Consider the following 24413-nt stretch of genomic DNA (forward strand, 5'->3'; position numbering starts at 1 on the left):
GAGCGAGAGCCCTTTTGTCGCAAGGAGATTTCAAAATAATTTTTAGCCAAGATTCGTGGGATAAAGGCGTTGAAGGGGTCCTGCTGGAAGCTTTTCCAGAATTTCATATAATTATCGTTAACGTTTTCAATAAATGTGCTAAACTAATAGCAGGAAATCCGTCACTTTTTTCAATGGAGCTAGTGAAAATAAGTGGTGGATTTTTACGAAAAACTGGAAAAACGAAAGCTAAGGAGGACATGATATGAAACAAGTGAATCTAGGTCCCAATGAAGTGGGTGCAGCTAGTGTCATCTTGGGCTGTATGCGAATTACAGAAGCAGCCGATCCGGTGAAAGTGATTGATACAGCGATGGCAAATGGGATTAATTTCTTTGATCATGCGGATATCTACGGTGGTGGGAAGTGCGAAGAAATTTTTGCGAAAGCGTTTAAAGAAACAGGTTATCAGCGGGATGAAATCTTTCTACAATCCAAATGTGGAATTGTTCCTGGAGTGATGTTCGACTTTTCAAAAGAACATATTATCTCATCTGTTGAAGGCATTTTGAAACGGTTGAATGTGGAATATTTGGATAGTCTATTGCTGCATCGTCCGGATACACTGATGGAACCGGAGGAAGTTGCGGCGGCTTTTGATCAATTGGAATCAGATGGCAAGGTGCGCTACTTTGGTGTCAGCAACCAATATTCACGCCAAATCCAACTACTCCAAAAATATGTTCGCCAACCGCTGATTATTAATCAATTGCAGTTTGGTGTTATGCACACAGGGATGGTGGATTTCGGTCTCCATGTAAATATGACCGATGAAGCAAGTTTTGATCATGATGATGGGATTCTTGAGTTTTCCCGGCTGAACGATATGACGATCCAAGCTTGGTCACCATACCAATACGGCTTTTTCGAAGGGGTCTTTATCGGCAATGAAAAATTCCCTGAGTTAAACTTGAAACTATCTGAAATGGCAGAAAAGTATGGAACAACCCCGACAGGTATTGCCTCAGCTTGGATTTTGCGCCACCCGGCGAATATGCAAGTAATTGCCGGTACGATGACACCTAGTCGGATCGAAGAAATTGCAAAAGCCTCGGATATTCAATTAAGTCGAGAAGACTGGTATAGCATCTATCTGGCAGCCGGTAATATTTTACCTTAAATTTAAAACAAAAGAAGAATGTTCGTAAATCGCGAACGTTCTTTTTTTGTTTTGCGATAACTTATGGAAATAGCTTGCTTTCTCGACTGTTCTGCGCTAAAGTACTATGGGCGCTAGCGACGGATATCACCGCTGTTATCCCAAATGTAAAGGACCATGGAGGATGGACAATATGTTTGATATGAAAGTTTTTGATTATGAAGATATTCAGTTAATCCCGAACAAATGCATCGTGACCAGCCGTTCCCAATGTGATACCACAGTTACCCTTGGCAAGCACAGTTTCAAAATGCCTGTGGTACCTGCGAATATGCAGACGATTATCGATGAAAATATTGCTGAATTTTTAGCCGAAAATAATTACTTCTATATTATGCACCGCTTTAATGAGGAAAATCGAATTCCTTTTGTTAAACGGATGAAAAAACGAGGATTGATCAGCTCCATCAGTGTGGGTGTTAAGCCTGCTGAATATTTGTTTGTCGATGAGTTGGCAGAACAAGGACTAGTGCCGGATTATATAACTATTGATATTGCTCATGGGCATGCCAATAGTGTTATTGAGATGATTCAACATATCAAAAAGCAATTACCGGAGACTTTCGTAATTGCCGGCAATGTTGGTACACCCGAAGCAGTGCGAGAGTTGGAAAATGCTGGCGCTGATGCAACGAAAGTCGGTATTGGGCCTGGGAAGGTTTGCATCACCAAGATTAAGACTGGTTTTGGTACAGGTGGCTGGCAATTGGCTGCGGTTCGTTGGTGTGCGAAAGCAGCTCGCAAACCGATTATCGCCGATGGTGGTATTCGCACCCATGGGGACATTGCTAAATCTGTCCGTTTTGGAGCAACGATGGTGATGATTGGTTCCTTATTTGCCGGTCATGAAGAATCCCCAGGGGAAACCAAAGTTGAAAACGGCGTCGTTTACAAAGAGTACTTTGGGTCTGCCTCTGAATTTCAAAAAGGCGAAAAGAAAAATGTCGAAGGTAAAAAGATCTGGATTCCTTATAAAGGCTCATTGAAAGACACCTTGGTGGAAATGCAACAAGATTTGCAATCGGCCATTTCCTACGCAGGGGGTAAAGATTTGGAAGCTATTCGCAAAGTGGATTATGTAATTGTGAAGAACTCCATTTTTAATGGTGATACGATTTAAGGGTATTTTTTAATAAAAAGCATGACATCTCTGCAATTGATGGAGGATGTCATGTTTTTTTATTTGTTAATCGATTGCTAGCTGGGGTAAGTCCCTCTCTTTTGGTGGATCAGTTCTTGGATTTTACGATGAAGGCGTTCAAGATCCGGGAAGGTGATGAATGGTTCCATCAAAAAAAGCGGGTAATGATCGAAATGTTGCGCTACTGTAAAGGTCGAAATAATTAGATCATACTTTGAAAAATAATCAAACATCATTTCTTCCTCGGAAAACAAAGCTGGAATCGTAGAAAAATGGGCTTTGCGACCAAAATGAGTTTGGAGTGTCTCCTTCATTTTTTGAGTATGGCTAGGATCAAGGTTACTCATCAAGAGAATGTTGAGTTCTTCGGGACCAAAGACCGTTTCGGGAAGTTCATTCAAAGTTAAGTAGAGTAGGCGCTTTTCAAAAGTTCTCGAAGGTTTGTCCTCAGACTTTTGACAATAATCCGTGATAAATTCGGTGATTTTTTGTGTGCTATCAGGGTAATAATTCTGGGCTTTATCCAAAAAACTATCGATTGGTCGGTGAGCCAAAACAACTGGAGTAATCTGAGGACGCAACTCGAGGTTATCTTGGAGAAAGCGATAATAAACTACTACTTTTTGCGAATGTGGTAATTGTAGAGCAAATTCTGTGGCGACGTCTTGTAAATAGTTTTCGATAAAGCAAGACAAATTTGTTAAATCGCAATCCTTTGCTAGGACACTGGCAAGATGACCTTGATTGACAAGTTGGAAGTTGCCATAAGTTAACCACATCAAGTCTGGTAATCGTATCCCTTGTGGATCGTTTAGTTTGAGTTGGCTGGTTAGGTGAGCGACTTGATAAGGATGGGTAACTTGGGGATCTTTCAAATAGGGGTGTTGCCAATGTTCCTGTTTTAAAAAATGTTGATTTTTTTGCCGGATATAGGCGACGAAAAGAGAACGAAAGAGTTTATTGCGGAGACCGTAACTTTCCTCAGCTTGATTGTGGCGAAAGTAATCATAGAGAAATCTTTCCATGGCCACTTCTTGTTCCGTCGATAAAAAGCTGCTTTCTTGAGAAGGGCGGATTTCTCGGAGAAAGTGACAATAGAAATTGCGAATCGCCAGTTCATCACCTTCTAAACGCATTGGCCGGGTCTTTATTTTGATATTTTGAACTCGAAAGAAAGCCTCCAGTTTAAAAATTAAACGATTGCAATTAGAGGTGCTGATATAGAGGGCATCAGCCAACTGGGTTTGGGTGTCATGTTTTTCAAATAATAGCAAGGGCAACAAGCGAACTTCCATCGTGCCAGCAATCAGGCGGCTAGAAATACTGTCAAAGCCAAGAGGACTGGCGATTTTTTGTTGATTTTTCGCTTTATCTGCCGAAAACTTGATTTCAGGAAATAAGAGGGTGAGCTCTTGAAGGTCAAGGGTGAGTTGCCCTAGTGTCGTTCCAATATTCTGAGCCATTTTTTGCTCATCGACAGTCGGGCCTTGAAAGTATAAATAGGCCATGATGGCATAAAGTCGTTGAGTTTTTTTAGGTAAAATTGATAGTAAATCCATAAAAATTCCTTCCTATGTAAGTCTGTTACGAACGGCAGCGCCATAAAGAGAGGTAAGCAACTATTTTGCTTTCGTATTATGCCATAGAAAGCGCAAAAGGAAAACTCTTTTTGAAAATCAGAAGTTACTGTCGGTGATAGGAGGGCATCTTATTGGTAAGCAGAGATGTTCTGAAAACGTACAAGCAACTAAAGGTTGAGTCCTATTAGCATGTATGGGGACTACATTATTTAATTTTTTTGATATGTTTTCGGTAGTGGCCTAGCTAGATAGGCGAGTCTAGCCGAAGCGTCTTGTATTCGTGGGACAAAAAATAATTATTGGAAAACTTTTTGAAGGGGTTACAAAAAGTTTTAATTGGTATAGTGAAAAAGTCTGTATTATAAGAACCTTGATAGGATAAGTTTTTACTCGTTTTTTCGAGGTTAGCTCCTTGTTCGTGACGAATTTCACAATCGCTTTTTCGCTGATTCCTTATACGACAGGGATTTTTCTGTGCCTTCTGTGAGCAATCTGCTTGTCATAAATTTAAAGAAATGATAATTTAAGGATGTAAGATGTTTTTGGTAATAGTACAGAAAATAACGCTGTTACAATCGCCGAAAGATAACCAGAGAGGAAAGTGTGATACATGGCTAAAGAAGTAATCGATTTTAATAAGCTGTTGGATGAAGTCAACGCCGACTTCCCAACCTATCAGGCGCTAGACAAAGATGGCAAAGTTGTGAATGAGGATTTGGTGCCAGACTTAACAGATGATCAATTAGTTGAATTGATGCGACAAATGGTTTGGTCTCGGGTATTAGATCAACGTTCAACCGCTTTGAACCGACAAGGACGTCTAGGTTTTTATGCGCCAACAGCTGGTCAAGAAGCCAGCCAATTGGCAAGTCATTTTGCTTTTGAAAAAGAAGACCGTCTATTTCCAGGCTATCGGGATGTACCACAATTGGTTCAACATGGTCTGCCATTAAAAGAAGCTTTTCTTTGGTCTCGCGGACATGCTGCCGGTAACCTATATCCTGAAGATCTCCATGCAATGCCACCACAAATCATTATCGGTGCGCAATATGTGCAAGCTGCCGGAGTGGCCCTAGGTTTGAAAAAACGCAATAGCAAAAATGTTGCTTTTGTTTATACCGGTGATGGTGGTTCATCTCAGGGGGACTTTTATGAAGCAATGAACTTTGCCGGCGCTTATAAGGCAAATGCTGTCTTCTACATTCAAAATAATGGCTTTGCAATTTCTACTCCTCGTGAAAAACAAACTGCCGCTAAGACTCTTGCTCAAAAAGCTGCAGCAGCTGGTATTCCAGGTATCCAAGTCGATGGGATGGATGCTTTGGCTATGTATACTGTTTCAAAAGCAGCACGGGAATGGGCTGCTAACGGAAATGGTCCAGTGTTAATCGAAACCTTGACGTATCGGTATGGTCCTCACACGTTATCAGGGGACGATCCAACCCGTTACCGTTCAAAAGACTTAGATAATGAATGGCAACAAAAAGATCCATTGATTCGGATGCGTAAATATTTGACAGATAAAGGTCTTTGGTCTGAAGCAAAAGAAGAAGAAGTTATCGAAGCGACTAAAGAAGAAATTAAAGGGGCAATTGCGGAAGCCGATCGCGTGCCGAAGCAAAAAGTATCCGACTTTTTGAAAAATATGTTTGAAGTGCAACCGCAAAACATTCGCGAACAAATTGCATTTTATGAAGCGAAGGAGTCGAAATAATCATGGCGCAAAAAACAATGATCCAAGCTATCACTGATGCGATGGCTTTAGAGTTAAAACGAGATGAAAATATTTTGGTATTCGGGGAAGACGTCGGTAAAAACGGCGGGGTTTTCCGGGCAACAGAAGGTTTACAAGAAAAATTTGGCGAAGAGCGCGTGTTTGATACACCGCTAGCTGAATCTGGTATTGGTGGTTTGGCTTTTGGTTTGGCTTTGGAAGGCTATCGTCCGGTACCTGAAATTCAGTTCTTCGGTTTCGTCTTTGAAGTAATGGACGAAATCGTTGGTCAAATGGCTCGGACCCGTTACCGGATGAGTGGTACCCGTAATCTGCCAATTACGATTCGCTCACCTTTTGGCGGTGGGGTGCATACACCAGAACTTCACTCAGATAACTTGGAAGGGTTGATTGCTCAATCTCCTGGTATCCGAGTAGTAATTCCATCTAACCCTTACGATGCCAAAGGATTATTGATTTCTTCGATTCGTAGTAATGATCCAGTAGTCTTTTTGGAACATATGAAACTTTATCGCTCTTTCCGGGAAGAAGTGCCGGATGAAGCCTATGAAGTACCTTTGGATAAAGCAGCCGTGACCCGAGAAGGGAAAGATGTATCGATTATCACGTATGGCGCGATGGTCCGTGAAGCGATCAAAGCGGCTGATAATCTGGCAAAAGAAAACATTGATGTGGAAATTATCGATTTGCGTACGGTTGCCCCATTAGACATCAATACGATTATCGCTTCTGTAGAAAAAACAGGTCGGGTCGTTGTTGTTCAAGAAGCCCAAAAACAAGCAGGAGTTGGCGCTCAAGTAGTTTCCGAAATTTCTGAACGAGCAATTTTGTCACTACAAGCACCGATTGGACGAGTATCTGCACCGGATACCATTTTCCCATTTGGACAAGCTGAAAACATTTGGTTGCCAAATGCGGCTGATATCGAAGCAAAAGTCAAAGAAATCATGAACTTTTAAGGGAAAGTAGAAGGGAAGTAGAACAATGGCTTATCAATTTAAATTACCTGATATCGGTGAAGGTATCGCGGAAGGTGAAATCGTCAAGTGGTTTGTCAAAGCTGGCGATACCATCAAAGAAGACGACACTTTACTAGAAGTCCAAAATGATAAATCCGTCGAAGAAATTCCTTCACCTGTGACTGGGACTGTCAAAAATGTCCTGGTCCCAGAAGGAACTGTCGCAAATGTGGGAGATATTTTAGTCGAAATCGACGCTCCCGGTTTTGAAGGCAATGACGCTGCCCCTAGTCAAGCGGATGCGGCACCTGCTGAAACTAAGGAAGCAGCACCAGCGGCTTCTGACGGTGGCGTTTATCAATTTAAACTACCGGATATCGGTGAAGGTATCGCAGAAGGTGAAATCGTCAAGTGGTTTGTCAAAGCAGGCGATACCATCAATGAAGATGATACGTTGCTGGAAGTTCAAAATGACAAATCCGTCGAAGAAATTCCTTCACCTGTGACTGGGACTGTCAAAAACGTCCTCGTCCCAGAAGGAACAGTGGCTAACGTAGGGGATGTTTTAGTCGAAATCGACGCTCCCGGGCACAACGGTCCAGCAGCTGCCCCAACTCAACCAGCAGCTAACGAACCTGTCACAAAAGAACAACCGGCAACTACACCAGCCGAAACGTCGGTGGTCACTGCCAAAGATCCGAATAAACAGGTCTTAGCTATGCCATCCGTTCGTCAATATGCACGGGAAAAAGACGTGGATATCACACAAGTTTCAGCAACCGGTAAAGGTGGCCGGGTAGTCAAAGAAGATATCGATAACTTCTTAGCTACCGGTGGGAGCCAGCCTGCTCCAGCTACTGCAGCTGCTCCTGAAGCTACAACTACAGCAGAAGCAGCACCACAAGCAGAAACAAAAGCTGCTGCACCAAAAGCCTTTACTTCAAATATGGGTGAAATGGAAACCCGTGAAAAATTGACGCCAACTCGTAAGGCGATTGCCAAAGCGATGGTCAATAGCAAACACACCGCTCCTCATGTGACTTTGCATGACGAAGTGGAAGTTTCTAAACTCTGGGACAACCGCAAACGGTTCAAAGAAGTGGCGGCCGCTCAAAATACCAAGTTAACTTTCTTGCCATATGTAGTTCGAGCATTGACCGCAACAGTCAAGAAATACCCTATCTTGAATGCCTCAATCGATGATGCCAATCAAGAAATCGTTTATAAACACTACTACAACATCGGTATCGCTACTGATACGGATCATGGGTTGTATGTACCAAATGTGAAAAATGCCGATACCAAGGGCTTGTTTGCTATCGCTGATGAAATCAATGAAAAAGCTGCTTTGGCTCATGATGGCAAGTTATCAGCTGAAGATATGCGCAACGGCACCATCACTATTTCGAATATCGGTTCTGTTGGTGGAGGCTTCTTCACCCCAGTTATCAACTACCCAGAAGTGGCTATTTTAGGTGTGGGGACGATTGCCCAACAACCGATAGTCAATGGGGAAGGGGAAATCGTAGTCGGTCGTGTGATGAAGCTGTCTCTAAGTTTTGACCACCGGATTGTCGATGGCGCAACAGCACAAAAAGCGATGAACAACATCAAACGTCTGTTAGCAGATCCTGAATTGATGTTGATGGAAGGATGATAAAACAATGGTAGTTGGAGATTTTGCTATCGAATTAGATACAGTCGTAATCGGTGCCGGACCTGGTGGCTATGTAGCCGCCATCCGGGCTGCTGAAATGGGTCAAAAAGTGGCCATTATTGAACGAGAATTTATCGGCGGGGTTTGTTTAAACGTCGGTTGTATTCCATCAAAAGCCTTGATCGCAGCAGGTCACCATTTGCAAGAGTCAAAAGATTCTACTGTTTTTGGCGTCTCAGCGGAAGATGTGCAATTGGATTTTGCTAAAACTCAAGACTGGAAAGACAACACGGTCGTTCATAAATTGACTAGCGGTGTCGAATTTCTCTTGAAAAAACATAAAATTGAAATTTTGATGGGGGAAGCCTTCTTCGTTGATGATCATACGTTGCGAGTGATGCACCCGGATTCAGCTCAAACTTATTCCTTTAACAATGCGATTGTGGCAACGGGTTCTCGTCCAATTGAGATTAAAGGGTTCAAGTTTGCCGGTCGCGTGTTGGATTCCACTGGTGGATTGAACTTAAAAGAAGTACCGAAAAAATTCGTAATCATCGGTGGTGGCGTCATTGGTGCCGAACTCGGTGGTGCCTATGCGAACCTTGGCTCTGAAGTCACAATCCTGGAAGGTTCTCCACAAATTTTGCCAACTTATGAAAAAGATATGGTGAAACTGGTAGAAGATGACTTTAAGAAAAAAGGGATGACTGTGGTGACGAATGCCATGGCCAAAGAAGCCATCGATAATGGGGACAGTGTCACAGTCAAATACGAAGTAGACGGCAAAGAACAATCGGTTGTTGCTGATTACGTCATGGTGACTGTTGGTCGTCGCGCAAATACCGACGATTTAGGTTTGGAACAAGCAGGAGTCGAAATCGGTGAACGAGGACTCATTCCGGTGGATGCTCAAGGACGGACCAACGTGAAAAACATCTTTGCTATTGGGGATATCGTCGCCGGTGCTGCGTTAGCCCATAAAGCAAGCTACGAAGCTAAAATCGCCGCTGAAGCAATTTCTGGGAAGAAAGTGGCAGTGGACTATAAAGCGATGCCCGCTGTAGCCTTTACCGATCCAGAATTGGCCTCGGTTGGTTTGACGATTGCTGAAGCGAAGGAAAAAGGCTACGATGCCAAAGCCTTCAAATTCCCATTTTCTGGTAATGGCCGGGCGATTTCCCTGGATAAAACGGAAGGCTTCTTGCGTTTGGTAACTACTGTTGAAGACCATGTCATCTTAGGTGCGCAAATCGCTGGCGTTGGTGCTTCTGACATGATTTCGGAATTAGCGCTAGCCGTTGAATCCGGGATGAACGCGGAAGATATCGCCTTGACGATTCACCCACATCCATCTTTAGGTGAAATTACCATGGATACGGCAGAATTGGCTCTAGGCTTACCAATTCATATTTAAGCAAATGAGTAGACGCAGCATTTTTGTCACGGGTTCGTGGCGAAATGCTGCGTTTTTGATTGGTTAGCCAAAAACCCATAGTGCGTTGGGGTTTTGACCAATTTCGAACATTATTGAAAGTAGCGAGTCAGGATAGGGGATAAAACAGCCCGCTGCCACCAATTGTTTTACTTCTTCAAAGGTTGCCCAACGGATTTGTTGCACTTCAGTCTTTTGTAAGGTGAGCTCTGATAGCTGATCAAAGTCAGTTTTGAGAATATAAAAATCATTATAGGCTTGTCCACTAGTAATGGTGAGTTGTGGCTGTCGCGGAGTCTGAGGCAGCAAAAGGCCCAATTCTTCATAGCACTCTCTCTTGGCTCCTTGCCAAGAAGTTTCACCGGCTAAGACACTACCTCCAGCTGATAGATCCCAGTAATTGGGCCAACCGCTTTTGGTGGAAGTTCGCTGTTGAATGAGTAAACTCCCATTGTCCGAGAAGAGGGCGATTTTGGCTACTAAGTGAAAGTGTTCCATCGGCCAAGGTGTTGTTGAGTCCCGATTCCGGAGCCTTCCTGTGAGTTGACGTTGGTCATCGTAAAGGTCCCAAGTTTCCATCTTTCCGTCACCTACCTAAAAATTTTCTTTAAGTGTAACATGCTTGCGGAGTTTTCGGATACTTGGCAGTTGTGTTACACTGGGGAAGAATGCTGTCAATGATGGTTGGGAAGACAATTTGATGCCATCATTGATTGACACAAGCAAGGTTGAGGTGAAGATATGCGGGATTATCAATATCCACTAGATTTGGATTGGACTACCGACGAGATGGTAGCTGTGATGGGGATGTGGGCCGTCTTGGAACAAGCATATGAAGAAGGAGTTGCCGTGGCTTCTTTTATGGAGGCCTACAAAGCTTTCAAAAAAGTTGTCCCCAGCATCGGTGAAGAACGGCGCCTGGGACGAGAATTTGAAAAGTTGTCAGGATATTCCTTGTATTGTGGCTTACAAGCAGCAAAAGCCCAAGGGCGGGGACGCTTTAGTCTGGCCGATTCGAAAAAGATGCAAAAAGAGAGGAAGAAAAAATGACAGAGACGAAGCAAATGGTTGAAGAAATGAAAGGCTGGATTTATGCAGCAGCTGAACGAATTAAAATGAGTTTAAAAAATGAGCAGCTAGAAATAGAAACTAAAAGCAATCGCACCGATCTTGTGACGGATATGGATAAAGACACGCAAGATTTTTTGAGCAAAAAAATACTAGCTTTTGATCCTACTGCAAAAATTATGGGAGAAGAAAATGGAAAGGATCATTTGGCTGATTTATCTGGTCGCGTATTTATTATTGATCCCATTGATGGCACGATGAATTTTGTGTTAGAAGCAGAAAATTTTTGTATTATGATGGCGCTGTACGAAGATGGCATTGGTAAGCTCGGATTCGTTTATGATGTGATGAAAGATGAATTCTTGTATGGCGGCCCGGCGTATGGGGTCTACTGCAATGGCGAGCCAGTGAGTCCACCGGAAAACAAGTCCCTCGACCAAGGGTTAGTCGGGCTGAACCATGTGATGTATCGAAAGGATGATTACCATGTACAAGCGATTGGTGAAATCGCCATGGGAGTCCGGATGTCAGGGTGTGCAGGCTATGAACTAATCAACTTGGCGATGGGACGACGAGTGGCCTACATCTCACGTCTAGCACCTTGGGATTACGCTCCTGGAGGGGTATTGATCGAAGCTCTGGGATTAAAAATGTCCAATATTACAGGGGCGAAGTTGCAGTTAGCTGATCGAGAAGTCTTTTTAGCAGGGACCGTCGCAGCATATGAGGCATGTTTGCAACTGGCAAATTCGTGAAACTTTGATGGAAATGATTGGCTGTTGTCATTTTCAATGAACTAGCTGTTGACAAATGGCATCATATTTCAGGGATTTTGGATGGAAATAGTGGAAATTTCTTTAAGAATGCTTGTAATTGAAAGAAATGAAACATTTTCACTATATTTCAGAAAGAGTTTCTGCTATAATAAGCCGTCGAGTGAAACAATCGTGTAAGTGAAACCGGCCAAGACAGGCTGGTTTTTTTGAGAAAAGGGGTAAAATATCAGTGAAATTACGTGAAGATATCCGCAACGTGGCCATCATCGCCCACGTCGACCACGGGAAAACAACATTAGTTGATGAATTATTGAAACAATCCGATACCTTGGATAGCCATACTCAGTTGGCTGAACGGGCAATGGATTCAAATGCTTTAGAAAAAGAACGTGGGATCACCATCTTGGCGAAAAACACTGCTGTTGAGTACAAAGATACAAAAATCAACATCATGGATACACCAGGGCACGCGGACTTCGGTGGTGAAGTTGAGCGGATCATGAAAATGGTTGATGGGGTCTTATTGGTAGTGGATGCTTATGAAGGAACCATGCCACAAACTCGTTTTGTATTGAAAAAAGCGTTAGAACAACATTTGACACCTATCGTAGTCGTCAATAAAATCGACAAACCATCTGCTCGCCCTGAATACGTCGTGGATGAAGTCTTAGAATTATTTATCGAACTAGGAGCAGACGACGATCAGTTGGATTTCCCAGTAATCTATACTTCTGCTTTAAACGGGACTTCAAGCACCTCTGATGATCCTGCAGACCAAGAAGCAACCATGGCACCAATTTTTGATACCATCATTGAACACATTCCCGCACCAGTGGATAACAGCGAAGATCCGTTGCAGTTCCAAGTATCTTTGTTGGACTACAATGAATACGTTGGTCGAATCGGGATTGGCCGGGTATTCCGGGGAACGATTCGCGTCGGGGATCAAGTTGCTTTGATGAAACTAGATGGTTCAGTTAAAAAGTTCCGCGTCACTAAGCTCTTTGGTTTCTTTGGTTTGAAACGTTTGGAAATTCAAGAAGCTAAAGCTGGGGACTTGATTGCAGTTTCTGGGATGGAAGATATCTTCGTAGGTGAAACGGTGACACCAGTTGATCATCAAGATGCTTTACCAATCTTGCATATTGATGAACCAACGTTGCAAATGACTTTCTTGGTGAATAACTCACCATTTGCTGGCCGTGAAGGGAAATTTGTCACTGCTCGTAAAATTGAAGAACGGTTGATGTCTCAGTTGCAAACAGATGTCTCTTTGCGAGTCGATTCCATCGCACCAGATGCTTGGATTGTTTCTGGTCGTGGGGAACTACATTTGTCCATTTTGATCGAAAACATGCGTCGGGAAGGCTTTGAATTACAAGTATCTCGTCCAGAAGTTATCGAACGCATGATTGATGGCGTACGTTGTGAGCCTTTTGAACGGGTGCAAATTGATACCCCTGAAGAATACATGGGTTCTGTGATTGAAGCTTTAGGAACTCGTAAAGGTGAAATGCAAGATATGATCCATACGGGCAATGGCCAAGTTCGGATTATTTTCTTGGTTCCAGCACGGGGCTTGATTGGTTTTAGTACAGATTTCTTATCTATGACTCGTGGTTATGGGATTATGGCCCATACTTTCGATGCTTACCTTCCAATGGTACCAGGCCAAATTGGTGGTCGTCACCAAGGGGCTTTGGTTTCAATCGATCAAGGGAAAGCAACCACTTATTCAATCATGTCTGTCGAAGAACGTGGTACGGTCTTTGTTGAACCAGGTACGGAAGTGTATGAAGGCATGATCGTAGGTGAAAATGCTCGCGAAAAAGATCTGACCGTCAACATTACCAAAGCGAAACAAATGACCAACGTCCGCTCTGCCAATAAGGACCAAACGTCAGTTATCAAACGTCCACGGATTTTGACTTTGGAAGAATCGCTTGAATTCTTGAACGAAGATGAATACTGTGAAGTAACCCCTGAAAGCATTCGTTTGCGGAAACAAATCCTCAATAAGAGTGAACGGGAAAAAGCATCTAAAAAGAAAAAAATCGCTGCTGAATAATAGGTAGTTATAAGCACTGTCTCGTTGGAGGCAGTGCTTTTTTCTTAGAGTAAGTGACATAAGTGCCACCGACTCCCTAGTGTATTTGCTAGTCTTTCTTAGCGTTCTTTTCCTCAAAATGAGAGTATGTACATTGGTTTTATAGCGATTACAATCTTGAATACTACTGTCATATCAATCCTGCTGCACCTAATGTCACCCTTTTTACGGTATACTTGCTGGAGAAATTCTTTGAAAATGAGTCAATTCTACGTTGTTAAAAACTTATGCGTTTTTTACAGCCCATGAGCTATGGTAGTTAGGAGAAAAAGCTGATCCGATTGTGATGTTTCGATTGCAAAAAAGCTAAATCTCATTTACTGCCTCCCGTGGGTAAGCTCTCAGGAACCGAGTCCTCCAATCGCCAATAAAAGGGAGTTATCTTTCAAAGTCAATCCTTGCCTCGTGTGGAAAACTATTTGAAGTCATTAGCGAGCTTCCCTAGTTTTAAAGCTTTTAGTGAAAAAAAAGACTTGCGAAAAGCAGGGCCCACCCTTTATAATGTTTCACATATATCTTTTGTTCCACGAATCAATCGAATCATAGCTAATAAAAGAAAGTAAACTAACGGAGTTTTTCTAGGTTTTTTGAAAATATTATGAAAGGTACTTGGGAAGTTACCCAAATTCACCATAAATTATGCTATAATGATGAAACTAAAGAGATTCTATCAACGTTGGGGAAAATATCTGCGTTGAGGAGCGAAAGGAAGGGTAGAAATGGATTTTTCACCGGAATTCGCATTGGAATTATTGGTTCAAGATGCTGATCGGATAAAAAAACTGATCAAAAATCAAAAGAACAGCCAGTGTATCTCACAATGCAAAGCCTTTGAAGAAGTAGTGGACACACAAATGTACGGGTTTTCTCGCCAAGTGGCTTACGCTGTCCGTCTCGGGTTGGTTACCAATGAGATGGGCCATCAGTTATTGTCCGAGTTGGAGCGAGAATTAAACCGCCTTTATACTGAGGTCTATGAAGACCAAAAAAATGATGTAAGCAAGGAGGCTTAATCTTGCCTACAAAATTGAAAAAACGTCACCTGATGGATTATGGAATTTTGATTCCTTACCTGATTCTTTGTATTTTTGGTTTGGTGATGGTCTACAGTTCGACTTCCTACGATCAACTGGTACACGAGTTGAATCCGATGGAGCCGGTAGTGAAACAAGCGGTTTTCTTTGCCATCAGTTTAGTCTTGATTGCCGTTATTTACAAAATGAAAACCAATTTTCTAAAACGTAAAAACCTCTCAAATATCGCTATCGTTATTTTGGTGGCTGCCTTACTGTTCACCCGTTTTGCTTATAATCATCAAGTCAACGGCGCATATGGGTGGATCAAACTTCCTGGGATGACGATTCAGCCAGCTGAGTTTTATAAGATTATTGTTATTTGGTTTTTGGCGGTCAAACTTGCCGGTCGTCAAAATCTAATCAATGAACCAGGTACGAAAAAACGTTTGCTATGGCCTTTGGTGATTGTTTTTGGCGGGATTGGGGTGGTTGCTATCATGCCCGATTTAGGAAATGCAGCCATCCTTACCTTAATAGCCGTCGCGATGTTATTGGGTAGTGGTATTAATTTCTGGTATAGCATCCTCACTGGAATTATTGGTGTTGTCGGTTCTATTGGCGTAATTAAAGGGATTGCTTTACTAGGCCAACAATTAGGGGAGAAACTTTCAAGTATCCCTTTCAGCCACGCCTTGGAACGGTTTATCGTCTTCCAAAACCCCTTTGATTATGAATTTAATCAAGGGCATCAGCTAATTAATGGGTATTATGCCTTTTATAATGGGGGCCTCTTCGGTCGTGGTTTAGGAAATAGCATCCAGAAAAAAGGATTTCTCCAATTTCCTTATACCGATTATATTTATGCAGTAGTGGTGGAAGAGCTCGGCTTGATAGTTGCGGTTTTAGTGTTGTTGTTAGTTTTTTATATGATTTGTCAGATTTATCTCGTTGGTATTCGTTCGACGGATCCTTTTAACTCTTTGATGTGTATTGGGATCGGAACGTTGTTTATGGTCCAAGTCTTCGTCAATTTAGGCGGTGTCACGGGGATTATTCCTTTGACGGGGGTTACTTTCCCCTTCTTGAGCCAAGGGGGGTCTAGCCTGCTGATGCTTTCCATCTGTATCGGCTTTGTCTTAAATATCAGCGCGGAAGAAAAACGTAAAAAATACGGCATTAGCTTGGGGCGTTAGCGAAAGCATGACGTATCTTTCGATTAAAAATTGCACACGGCATCTCGCTTTTTGAGAGCCGTGTCTTTTAAAATAGAAGTGTCACAATTTTCAAAAACCTAATGAAGTAAGTGGTAGAGTAACTAGGTTAAATCAGTGGGTATCAGATAAAGTAATAGCCAAAAAAGGAATCTGACGAAGCCATCTAGAAAGCGGCTAGCTTACGGATTGCTCGTCTTGACATTCATACAAACTAGGAGTGGTAAAATGAAAAAAGTTCTTGTGGCAAACCGCGGAGAAATCGCGATACGTGTATTTCGAGCGTGTAGTGAATTACACATCAATACTGTCGGAATTTATGCGGCAGAAGACGAGTATTCTGTTCATCGCTTCAAAGCGGATGAAGCTTATCTAGTCGGCAAAGGGAAAAAGCCCATCGATGCCTATTTGGACATCGATGATATTATTCGGATTGCCAAAGAATCCGGAGCGGAAGCGATTCATCCCGGGTATGGTTTTTTGAGTGAAAATCTTGAGTTTGCCCAGCGTTGTGAGTCAGAAGGGCTTATTTTCATCGGACCGACGACGCATCACTTAGATATTTTTGGCGACAAAATCAAAGCCAAAGAAGCGGCAATTGCGGCAGGGATTCAATCAATTCCTGGTACTGATGGCCCGGTGGCTTCGATTGATGAAGTTTTGGACTTTGCCAAAACCCATGGGTACCCGATTATGATCAAGGCGGCTCTGGGGGGAGGCGGTCGTGGTATGCGGGTAGCTCATGATGAAAAAGAAGCTCGGGATGGCTATGAACGAGCGAAAAGTGAAGCCAAAGCTGCCTTTGGTTCGGATGAAGTTTACGTTGAAAAATATATTAGTAATCCCAAACATATTGAAGTCCAAATTTTAGGAGATAAACAGGGGAATGTCGTTCACCTGTTTGAACGGGACTGTTCGGTTCAACGTCGCCATCAAAAAGTTGTTGAAGTCGCACCTTGTGTTTCGTTAGATGAGGAGCAACGGCAAGAGATTTGTCAAGCTGCTGTGCAGTTGATGAAGCATGTAGGCTATGTCAATGCTGGTACAGTGGAGTTTTTAGTAGAAGGCAACCAGTTTTACTTTATTGAAGTCAACCCACGGGTTCAAGTGGAACACACAATCACAGAAATGATTACTGATGTGGATATTGTGACTTCACAAATCTTGATTGCAGAAGGTAAAGATCTTCACCAAGACATCGGTATTCCACAACAAGCTGATATCCAAATTAAAGGGGCGGCTATTCAATGTCGGATCACTACTGAAGATCCCTTGAACCAGTTTATGCCGGACACTGGGAAAATCGATACCTATCGTTCACCTGGTGGCTTTGGCGTTCGTTTAGATGTGGGCAATGCTTACGCTGGGGCTGTGGTATCGCCGTACTTTGATTCTCTTTTAGTGAAAGTTTGTACCTTTGGAGCGACGTTTGAGCAAGCTATTCAAAAGATGCAACGTTGTCTGCGAGAATTTCGGATTCGTGGTGTGAAGACTAATATTCCATTTATGCAAAATGTCATCAATCATCCTGAGTTTCAATCAGGAGCTGCCAAGACAACGTTTATCGATAATACGCCTGGCTTGTTCGAGTTTCCTAAACTACGAGATCGTGGGAACAAGACCATGAAATATATTGGAGAAATTACGATCAATGGTTTCCCTGGTATCGAACAATCAAAGAAAAAATATTACGATGCCCCCCGGATACCAAAGAAATTGGTTACTTTAGATAATTACCAATCTGCTAAAAATATCTTGGATGAACGGGGCGCCGAGGGATTAGCTACTTGGGTGAAAGATCAAAAAGAATTGTTGCTGACGGATACTACTTTCCGAGACGCTCACCAAAGTCTTTTGGCCACACGGGTGCGGACTAAAGACTTTAGCAAGATTGCTGATTTAACAGAAAAAGCCATGCCACAACTATTTTCAGCTGAAATGTGGGGGGGAGCGACCTTCGATGTGGCTTACCGCTTCTTAAACGAAGACCCTTGGCAACGGTTGCGTATGATTCGCCAACTGATGCCAAACACGTTGTTGCAGATGCTGTTCCGAGGTTCCAATGCGGTGGGGTATTCTAACTACCCAGACAACGTTTTAGTGGAATTCATTAAAGAAGCTGCTGCCCAAGGGATTGATGTTTTCCGGATTTTTGATAGTCTGAATTGGATTCCTCAAATGGAAAAATCCATTCAAGCGGTTCGCGATACTGGTAAAGTGGCGGAAGCGGCGATTTGTTACACTGGGGATATCAATGATCCATCAAGGGATAAGTATACGGTTCAATACTATAAAGAGATGGCCAAAGAATTAGAAAATTGTGGGGCTCATATTATTGCGATTAAGGATATGGCTGGCTTGTTGAAACCACGGGCAGCTTATCGCTTAATTAGTGAATTAAAGGCGACGGTGGACCTACCGATTCATCTCCATACCCACGATACAGCTGGTAATGGGGTGATTACGTATTCTGCGGCAACGCAAGCCGGTGTGGATATCGTCGATGTTGCCATCAGTGCCATGAGTGCTTCCACGAGTCAGCCAAGTCTCAGTGGCTTGTATTATGCTCTTGCTGATGATGAACGCCAACCGCAGATTCATGTGGACAATGCCCAACAAATTAACCACTATTGGGAAGATGTCCGCATGTATTACAAACCTTTTGAAAATGGCTTAAATGCGCCGCAAACAGAAGTTTACAAGCATGAAATGCCTGGTGGTCAATACTCCAATTTACAAGTTCAAGCCAAAGCAGTGGGCTTAGGGGATCATTGGGATGAAATCAAAGACATGTATCACACGGTGAACATGATGTTTGGTGACATTGTTAAAGTAACCCCCTCTTCTAAAGTTGTTGGGGACATGGCTTTATTCATGGTTCAAAACAATCTGTCCGAAAAAGACGTCTATGAAAAAGGGCAGGATTACAATTTCCCTGAATCCGTCGTGACCTTTTTCCAAGGTGAACTGGGACAACCTGTTGGCGGTTTCCCGAAAGAATTACAACAGATCATCTTAAAGGGTCGCCCAGCCTTTACAGAACGTCCTGGAAGCTTGGCCGCACCGGTTGATTTTGCGAAAGTAAAACAGGAGTTAGCAGCGAAAATCGGTTATGAACCACGAAAAGATGAAGTGTTGAGCTATCTGATGTATCCTCAAGTTTTCTTGGATTACCGAACAGCTTACAATACTTTTGCTGATGTGACGATGTTGGATACACCGACATTCTTTAAAGGAATGCGCTTAGGTGAAACCATCAATGTTGAAATTGAAAAAGGCAAAATCTTGATTATTCGCTTGGATGAAATCGGAGAAGCGGATATCGAAGGCAACCGCACCTTGTTCTTCAATTTAAATGGTCAACGTCGTGAAATTGTCGTAAAAGATGCATCGATTAAGAGTGCGATTCAAACCAAACGCAAAGCTGAACCAACCAATAAAGAGCAAATTGGTGCGACGATGCCGGGTTCTGTTTTGGAAATTATGGTGAAGAAAGGCGATCGAGTGAAACAAGGGGATACCTTGATGGTTACTGAAGCCATGAAGATGGAAACAGCCATTGAAGCACGCTTTGACGGCCAGATCAAACATATCTATGTAGCAGAAGGGGAAGCCATCGCTCAAGATGATTTATTGATTGAAGTCGTGGAGAAATAGTTTTTGGTGAGAGACAATGTTAAAAAGGACTGTGACTTGCTTGCAGTCCTTTTTATTATCAAAGACTTACAAAAAGTTAATCATCAAAAAGGCCAATGGATCGGGATTTTAGAGTGAGACTATACTGTTATTCTAATGCTGAAAAACAAAACCAAAAGAGTATTTGTGATTGGTCCCTGAGTTTCAAATTTCAAATAAATATCAAAAGGTGTACTTGCTCAAAGTACCTTCATTTCAGTCTTTGGAGTGACGGGCAACCTTTTTTTACTATGTCAAAGTTCATCTTTTTAATAAGAGTCTTTTTTTAAGCAAGATTAAGTAGCCAAGCCAATCAATCACTTATGGCCAAGATAAAATGGGGCGTTGATTAGCTAGATTTGGCCTGATAAGCTAGTGGAATCGAAAACTTGATTAATAATGGCTGAGTCCACTACAAAGCTAATGCCAAGAGAAGAAAACTTTTTAAAAACTATTTGCTGCATGAAACACACCAGAATGTCAAGCGTTGAAAACTAGTTCGTTATTCCTGCTAGATTTCAAACATTCCCCTGAAGAGTTTGAGGAACTCTGAATAGTGGACAGTCTTTTAAAAGTCTATTGTTAGTAGAATATCCAGTTCATTTTAGTTTTTGCCGACTTTTGTTAAAATAAGTTTATGGATAAAAAGGAGGTCCCCATGACGAAAACATTATATCTTATGCGACACGGCGAAACGCTGTTCAATCAGCTGCATAAAAAGCAAGGGTGGTGTGATTCCCCATTAACTGCCAAAGGTATCGCCCAAGCAAAAATTGCTGGAGCGTATTTTAAACAGCGAGGTATCCTTTTTGATGCGTGCTATTCCTCGACTTCAGAAAGAGCCTGTGATACGTTAGAGCTAGTCACTGAGCAGCCTTATCAACGGCTTAAGGGTCTAAAAGAGTGGTATTTTGGCTTGTTTGAAGGCCAAGATGAAGTCTTGAACTCCAAGTTACCTTATGGTGATTTTTTTGTGCCCTATGGAGGCGAAGGGGAGTTGGAAATGCGGCAACGGCTTAATCAAACTTTGTCAACGGTGATGGCAGAAACTGCTGGAAAGACCATCCTCGCTGTCAGTCATGGGGCTGCCATCCGTGGCTTTATGCGCGTTTGGGAGGAGTATACTACGGTCCCTCCAACCAATCGCTTGCCAAACTGCTGCATTGCTCGCTTTACTTATGAGGACCAGAAGTTTGTCTTAGAAGAAATGATTACGCATGATTTTTCAGAAATTTGAGAAGAGGGATGACTGATGTTCATCTTTGTTGGCTGTGCAGGCGGAGGGACGTCTAGCATGTTTTGTCAAAAAATTGTTAAGGAAATCAATGGCACTGATAGCAATTTGACAGCAGCTTTTGACCATTTTGAAACCATTATGAAAAAACAGCGAGGGTATGGAGAAGCCTATGATTTGGTTTTTGCTTATGGTGGTATGGATGCCCTCAAAGGTTACAATGCGTTTGAATTTGGTAAATTATTCGATGTCGTATTAGTGGCACCCCAAGTCCGTTATTTGTTACCGGAAAAGCAACAACTTTTACGAAACTATCCCACCATTGTTCGAGAGATTGCGCCTCAAGTTTTTGGCTATATGGATGGTGCAAAAGCCTATCGACTGTTATTAGATGACCTGATCGCCTTAGATGATGAACGAGCGTATCGTTCCAGTATCCTTGATCCTACTAAAGCAGCGGATAAAAACTTGGAAATCTTTGTTTTAGCAGGGGAACGCAACAATAGCGCTTTGATGCGTTTGCGGGAGCATTGGCAACAGATGGGCTTACGGATATTACAACAGGCCTATCAACTAGAAACTCTTTATGATTTTGAACCTGAAGCCGATTTTGATATTCGCTTGATTTTCGGAGCTTCTGACGCTTTTTCAAAAGTCGATTTACCAAAAATTGCTCGACGGATTGATGGGGTGATTGCTGCGCCAATTGCTAAAGGGAAAATCAAGCAGGTCTCCTCCTGGCTCAAAGAATACCAGATTCCCGTCTATCAAATGGCTGATGAGGAGTATTATGACTTAAGAGGGCAAGCAGATTTAGGATTGCTGGATAATTTTTTGACTACAGTAGCCGTTGCATCGGAGTTTACTACGGAAATAGCAGTTGCCGCTTTAGAGGTAGAAAAGCTAAAGCCACGAAAAAAAATCTTGTTTGGTTTGATTAGTTGGGATTCATGGTGAAAATCAAAAAAAGATCGGAAAGCTTGAGGGAGATCCTCAATGTTTTCCGGTCTTTTTTTGATTGAGTGCAATCACCATTGCACAGCGAGCGTTTTCAGTTGGGCTCAGCTAAGAGAAAACATCCAGTCCCAAATCAGCTAGTCTGTGGGAAACCAAGTTTAACTGACGTACGAGGGAGAGTTGTACCCCATGATTTTCTTGAGAAAGCTTGTGTATAGGAGGTGTTTGTTGTGCTTGTTTACGTAATTTACTTAGTCGGCAATGTAATTGTAAAGGGTGTACTTGGAAATGTTAAAGAACTTGGAAATCTTGTCACCACTTTTGGTAATGAGAAATGCGCCTTTTTTATTGAGAAACTGAATGGCCCGAATCTTATCGTCCTTGGTCATCATAGCGACAGGTTTCCCGACGATTTTCACTGATTCCATGATCAATTCGTCCAACAGTTCATTGACATCTTTTGGAATGAAATCTGGATCGGTGGTTTTTTCATCTTCGGCTGTCACCGTCAGTTTTTTGATGGCATTTTCGGCAGCGTACAAAGATGAGGTATCGAAATTGATGGAGAAGATTCCTTCTAGCTGGCCCTCTTGATTTTTAAAATAAATGGTTGAGGATTTTAGTACCCGACCGTCATGGGTTCTAGTAAGGTAATTAAAGCGGTTTTGCAATTCGGCGGGGTCTTTTTTCATGGTATCGAGTACCACTTGAGAAGGACCGTCGCCAATAGTGCGGGCGGTGACGTGACCGTTTTCGATGGAGATGATGGAGTGATCCATGTCTTCTGGATCGATTTTGTGGATGACAACTTCACAATCTTCGCCGAATTGAGTCGCGATAGCTTGACCTACTTGTTTCAAAAAATCTAAATTTTTATCTGATAACATGACTTGTCCTCCAATGGCTGAAAAGTGCGCCACATAAACTTTTATCAGGGATAATCATAACATTTTTGAGAACGTTTTACAAATTTAACAAAAATATTTTTTAGTACCCCTTTTTATTTTTTAGGTTCGGTGGTATACTGGGTTGTGAAAAGAGCTACAGGTACTTTTTTGAAGCAACCAGCACCGGTAAATCAAGTTTTCTCAGGTAACCAACGAAACACCTCTTTGTTTTTATTATAACAAATAGGTGTAAAAATAGCCAAAAGCTGAAAGCGTTTCCTAGCTGGTTGAAGCGAAAAAAACTAAAAAATTTTTAGCTTATGTTCAATACCACTTTTGAAATGGAGGAAAAGAATGATGCTGTTGATTGGAAATGGGAATCTTATCACGCGACAAAAGGAAAAGGCTTTCATCAAAAATGGTGCCGTTGCCATTGAAGGGACGACTGTTACAGAGGTGGGGACGACCGCTGACTTGCAGCAAAAATATCCTGATGCCGAGTTTATTGATGCTAACGATGGCGTGATCATGCCCGGGTTCATCAATATGCATAATCACATTTACTCTAGTTTTGCCCGAGGCTTGAGTATTAACGGGTACCATCCTAAAAACTTCATGGATATCCTAGCAGGGCAATGGTTCAAATTGGACAGCAAGATGGATAATCAAACCACGTATCATAGTGGTCGAGTAGCTTATCTGGATAGTATCAAAAATGGGGTCACCACGATGTTTGATCATCAAGCCAGTTATGGTGAAATTGCTGGTAGCTTGGATAGGCTTTCGCAAGCTGCTGATGAATTTGGTGTCCGAACTTGTTTGTGTTATGAAGTCAGCGATCGCCATGGGGAAAAGCAAGCCCAACAAGCGATTGATGAAAATAGCCGCTTTATAAAAGAAGTTGCCAAACGAACTGATGATATGCAGTATGCCATGATGGGAATGCACGCCGCTTTCACGTTATCCGATGAAACGATTACCAAGGCGCGGGAAGTAACGCCAGAAAATGTTGGTTTTCATATTCACGTGGCTGAAGATTTGGCAGACGTCCAAGATTCGTTGCATAAATACAATAAACCAATCATTAATCGCTTGTTCGATTTAGGCATTTTGGGTTCAAAAACTATGCTGGGTCACTGTATCTACATCAATCCCCATGAAATGAAACTGATTAAAGACACCGATACGATGGTGGTCACCAATCCAGAATCTAATATGGGGAACGCTGTAGGATGTCCACCAGTGCTCCGGATGTTCAATGAGTTTGATATTTTGTGTGGTTTGGGAACGGATGGTTACACCAATGATATTACCGAATCTTACAAAGTTGGCAATATCATTCATAAACATCATTTGGCAGATCCAAATGCAGGTTGGAGCGAAATTCCGACGATGTTGTTTGAGAACAATGCTACTATGGCCAACCGTTACTTTAAAACGAAGCTCGGGGTTTTAGAAGCTGGAGCCGCAGCCGATGTTATCGTCTTGGATTACTATGCACCGACACCGATGACAGAAAACAATTTCAACAGTCACATCTTATTTGGTATGAACGGTAAAGATGTTCGGGATACCATCATCAATGGTGAAGTGAAGATGCGCAACCGCGAAGTCGTGGGAGTCGACCAAGGGGAAGTTTACGCTCACGCTAGAGAAGAAGCCCAAAAACTTTGGAATCGCATCAACGGCTAAGTTTCAAATAACTGAAAATCTAACAGATCAGAGTATTACCGGTAGGGGAAAGTAGTAGGCCGGTTTAATTATCTAACGAGGTGAAAGA

At 42.4% G+C, this 24413-nt stretch carries 19 protein-coding genes; 16 read left to right on the forward strand and 3 right to left on the reverse strand.

The window, feature by feature from the left end; genetic code table 11:
- The first annotated feature begins 14 nt into the window (after positions 1-14).
- From ACO03U_RS05415 to guaC, 3 genes are all read left to right on the forward strand, one after another.
- A complete protein-coding gene (locus ACO03U_RS05415; RefSeq protein WP_204686671.1) occupies positions 15-248 on the forward strand; it encodes a hypothetical protein in 234 nt (77 codons plus the stop codon).
- Positions 245-1159, forward strand: coding sequence for an aldo/keto reductase (locus ACO03U_RS05420; RefSeq protein ID WP_204686672.1), 915 nt, complete (start codon positions 245-247; stop codon positions 1157-1159). The genes ACO03U_RS05415 and ACO03U_RS05420 overlap by 4 nt, the downstream gene beginning before the upstream one ends.
- Before the next feature lie 181 nt (positions 1160-1340).
- Positions 1341-2318 carry a GMP reductase gene (gene guaC / locus ACO03U_RS05425; RefSeq protein ID WP_202625810.1) on the forward strand — a complete coding sequence of 326 codons (978 nt, stop codon included), beginning with the start codon at positions 1341-1343 and terminating at the stop codon, positions 2316-2318.
- 77 nt (positions 2319-2395) lie between these two features.
- On the opposite strand, the gene ACO03U_RS05430 is transcribed toward guaC, so the two are convergent.
- The gene (locus tag ACO03U_RS05430; protein ID WP_204686673.1) at positions 2396-3898 is read right to left on the reverse strand and encodes an AcpB/EbpR/MafR family transcriptional regulator; all 1503 of its coding nucleotides are present in this window, start codon (positions 3896-3898) and stop codon (positions 2396-2398) included.
- Between the two features lie 631 nt (positions 3899-4529).
- On the opposite strand from ACO03U_RS05430, the gene pdhA reads away from it, so the two are divergent.
- The 4 genes from pdhA to lpdA are packed head-to-tail and all read left to right on the forward strand — an operon-like array spanning position 4530 to position 9684.
- A complete protein-coding gene (pdhA, locus tag ACO03U_RS05435; protein WP_161868735.1) occupies positions 4530-5633 on the forward strand; it encodes a pyruvate dehydrogenase (acetyl-transferring) E1 component subunit alpha in 1104 nt (367 codons plus the stop codon).
- Positions 5634-5635: 2 nt separating this feature from the next.
- Positions 5636-6613: an alpha-ketoacid dehydrogenase subunit beta gene (locus tag ACO03U_RS05440; RefSeq protein WP_161868734.1), complete on the forward strand. Its 978-nt coding sequence runs from the start codon at positions 5636-5638 to the stop codon at positions 6611-6613.
- Between the two features lie 25 nt (positions 6614-6638).
- Complete coding sequence (locus ACO03U_RS05445) at positions 6639-8270, forward strand: dihydrolipoyllysine-residue acetyltransferase (RefSeq protein ID WP_204686674.1); 1632 nt, start codon at positions 6639-6641, stop codon at positions 8268-8270.
- Between the two features lie 7 nt (positions 8271-8277).
- Positions 8278-9684 (forward strand): dihydrolipoyl dehydrogenase, encoded by a 1407-nt coding sequence (lpdA, locus tag ACO03U_RS05450; RefSeq protein WP_204686675.1) that lies wholly within the window; start codon positions 8278-8280, stop codon positions 9682-9684.
- A 63-nt stretch (positions 9685-9747) separates the two neighbouring features.
- Here lpdA and ACO03U_RS05455 read toward each other — a convergent pair whose 3' ends face one another.
- On the reverse strand, positions 9748-10281 hold the full coding sequence (locus ACO03U_RS05455) for an NUDIX hydrolase (RefSeq protein ID WP_204686676.1): 534 nt from the start codon (positions 10279-10281) through the stop codon (positions 9748-9750).
- Between the two features lie 162 nt (positions 10282-10443).
- On the opposite strand from ACO03U_RS05455, the gene ACO03U_RS05460 reads away from it, so the two are divergent.
- From ACO03U_RS05460 to ACO03U_RS05495, 8 genes are all read left to right on the forward strand, one after another.
- On the forward strand, positions 10444-10752 hold the full coding sequence (locus ACO03U_RS05460) for a UPF0223 family protein (RefSeq protein WP_204686677.1): 309 nt from the start codon (positions 10444-10446) through the stop codon (positions 10750-10752).
- Positions 10749-11525, forward strand: coding sequence for an inositol monophosphatase family protein (locus tag ACO03U_RS05465; protein ID WP_423104411.1), 777 nt, complete (start codon positions 10749-10751; stop codon positions 11523-11525). Before ACO03U_RS05460 ends, ACO03U_RS05465 begins: the two co-directional genes overlap by 4 nt.
- A 250-nt stretch (positions 11526-11775) precedes the next feature.
- Positions 11776-13614: a translational GTPase TypA gene (gene typA / locus ACO03U_RS05470; RefSeq protein WP_161868729.1), complete on the forward strand. Its 1839-nt coding sequence runs from the start codon at positions 11776-11778 to the stop codon at positions 13612-13614.
- Positions 13615-14372: 758 nt separating this feature from the next.
- A complete protein-coding gene (locus ACO03U_RS05475; RefSeq protein WP_161868728.1) occupies positions 14373-14666 on the forward strand; it encodes an Fpa/YlaN family protein in 294 nt (97 codons plus the stop codon).
- A 2-nt stretch (positions 14667-14668) separates the two neighbouring features.
- Positions 14669-15862 (forward strand): FtsW/RodA/SpoVE family cell cycle protein, encoded by a 1194-nt coding sequence (locus ACO03U_RS05480; RefSeq protein WP_204686678.1) that lies wholly within the window; start codon positions 14669-14671, stop codon positions 15860-15862.
- A gap of 246 nt (positions 15863-16108) precedes the next feature.
- Positions 16109-19537, forward strand: coding sequence for a pyruvate carboxylase (locus tag ACO03U_RS05485; RefSeq protein ID WP_204686679.1), 3429 nt, complete (start codon positions 16109-16111; stop codon positions 19535-19537).
- A gap of 676 nt (positions 19538-20213) precedes the next feature.
- Positions 20214-20792 (forward strand): histidine phosphatase family protein, encoded by a 579-nt coding sequence (locus ACO03U_RS05490; RefSeq protein ID WP_204686680.1) that lies wholly within the window; start codon positions 20214-20216, stop codon positions 20790-20792.
- 15 nt (positions 20793-20807) lie between these two features.
- Positions 20808-21746 (forward strand): PTS sugar transporter subunit IIB, encoded by a 939-nt coding sequence (locus ACO03U_RS05495; protein WP_204686681.1) that lies wholly within the window; start codon positions 20808-20810, stop codon positions 21744-21746.
- A 251-nt stretch (positions 21747-21997) separates the two neighbouring features.
- Here ACO03U_RS05495 and ACO03U_RS05500 read toward each other — a convergent pair whose 3' ends face one another.
- Positions 21998-22633: a helix-turn-helix transcriptional regulator gene (locus ACO03U_RS05500; RefSeq protein WP_161868723.1), complete on the reverse strand. Its 636-nt coding sequence runs from the start codon at positions 22631-22633 to the stop codon at positions 21998-22000.
- Positions 22634-22990: 357 nt separating this feature from the next.
- Here ACO03U_RS05500 and ssnA point away from each other — a divergent pair, with 357 nt between their 5' ends.
- Positions 22991-24325, forward strand: a complete 1335-nt coding sequence (ssnA, locus tag ACO03U_RS05505) for a putative aminohydrolase SsnA (RefSeq protein ID WP_204686702.1) — start codon at positions 22991-22993, stop codon at positions 24323-24325.
- Positions 24326-24413: the final 88 nt, after the last annotated feature.

The organism is Enterococcus diestrammenae (assembly GCF_049384045.1).
Classification (GTDB): Bacteria; Bacillota; Bacilli; order Lactobacillales; family Enterococcaceae; genus Enterococcus_C; species Enterococcus_C diestrammenae.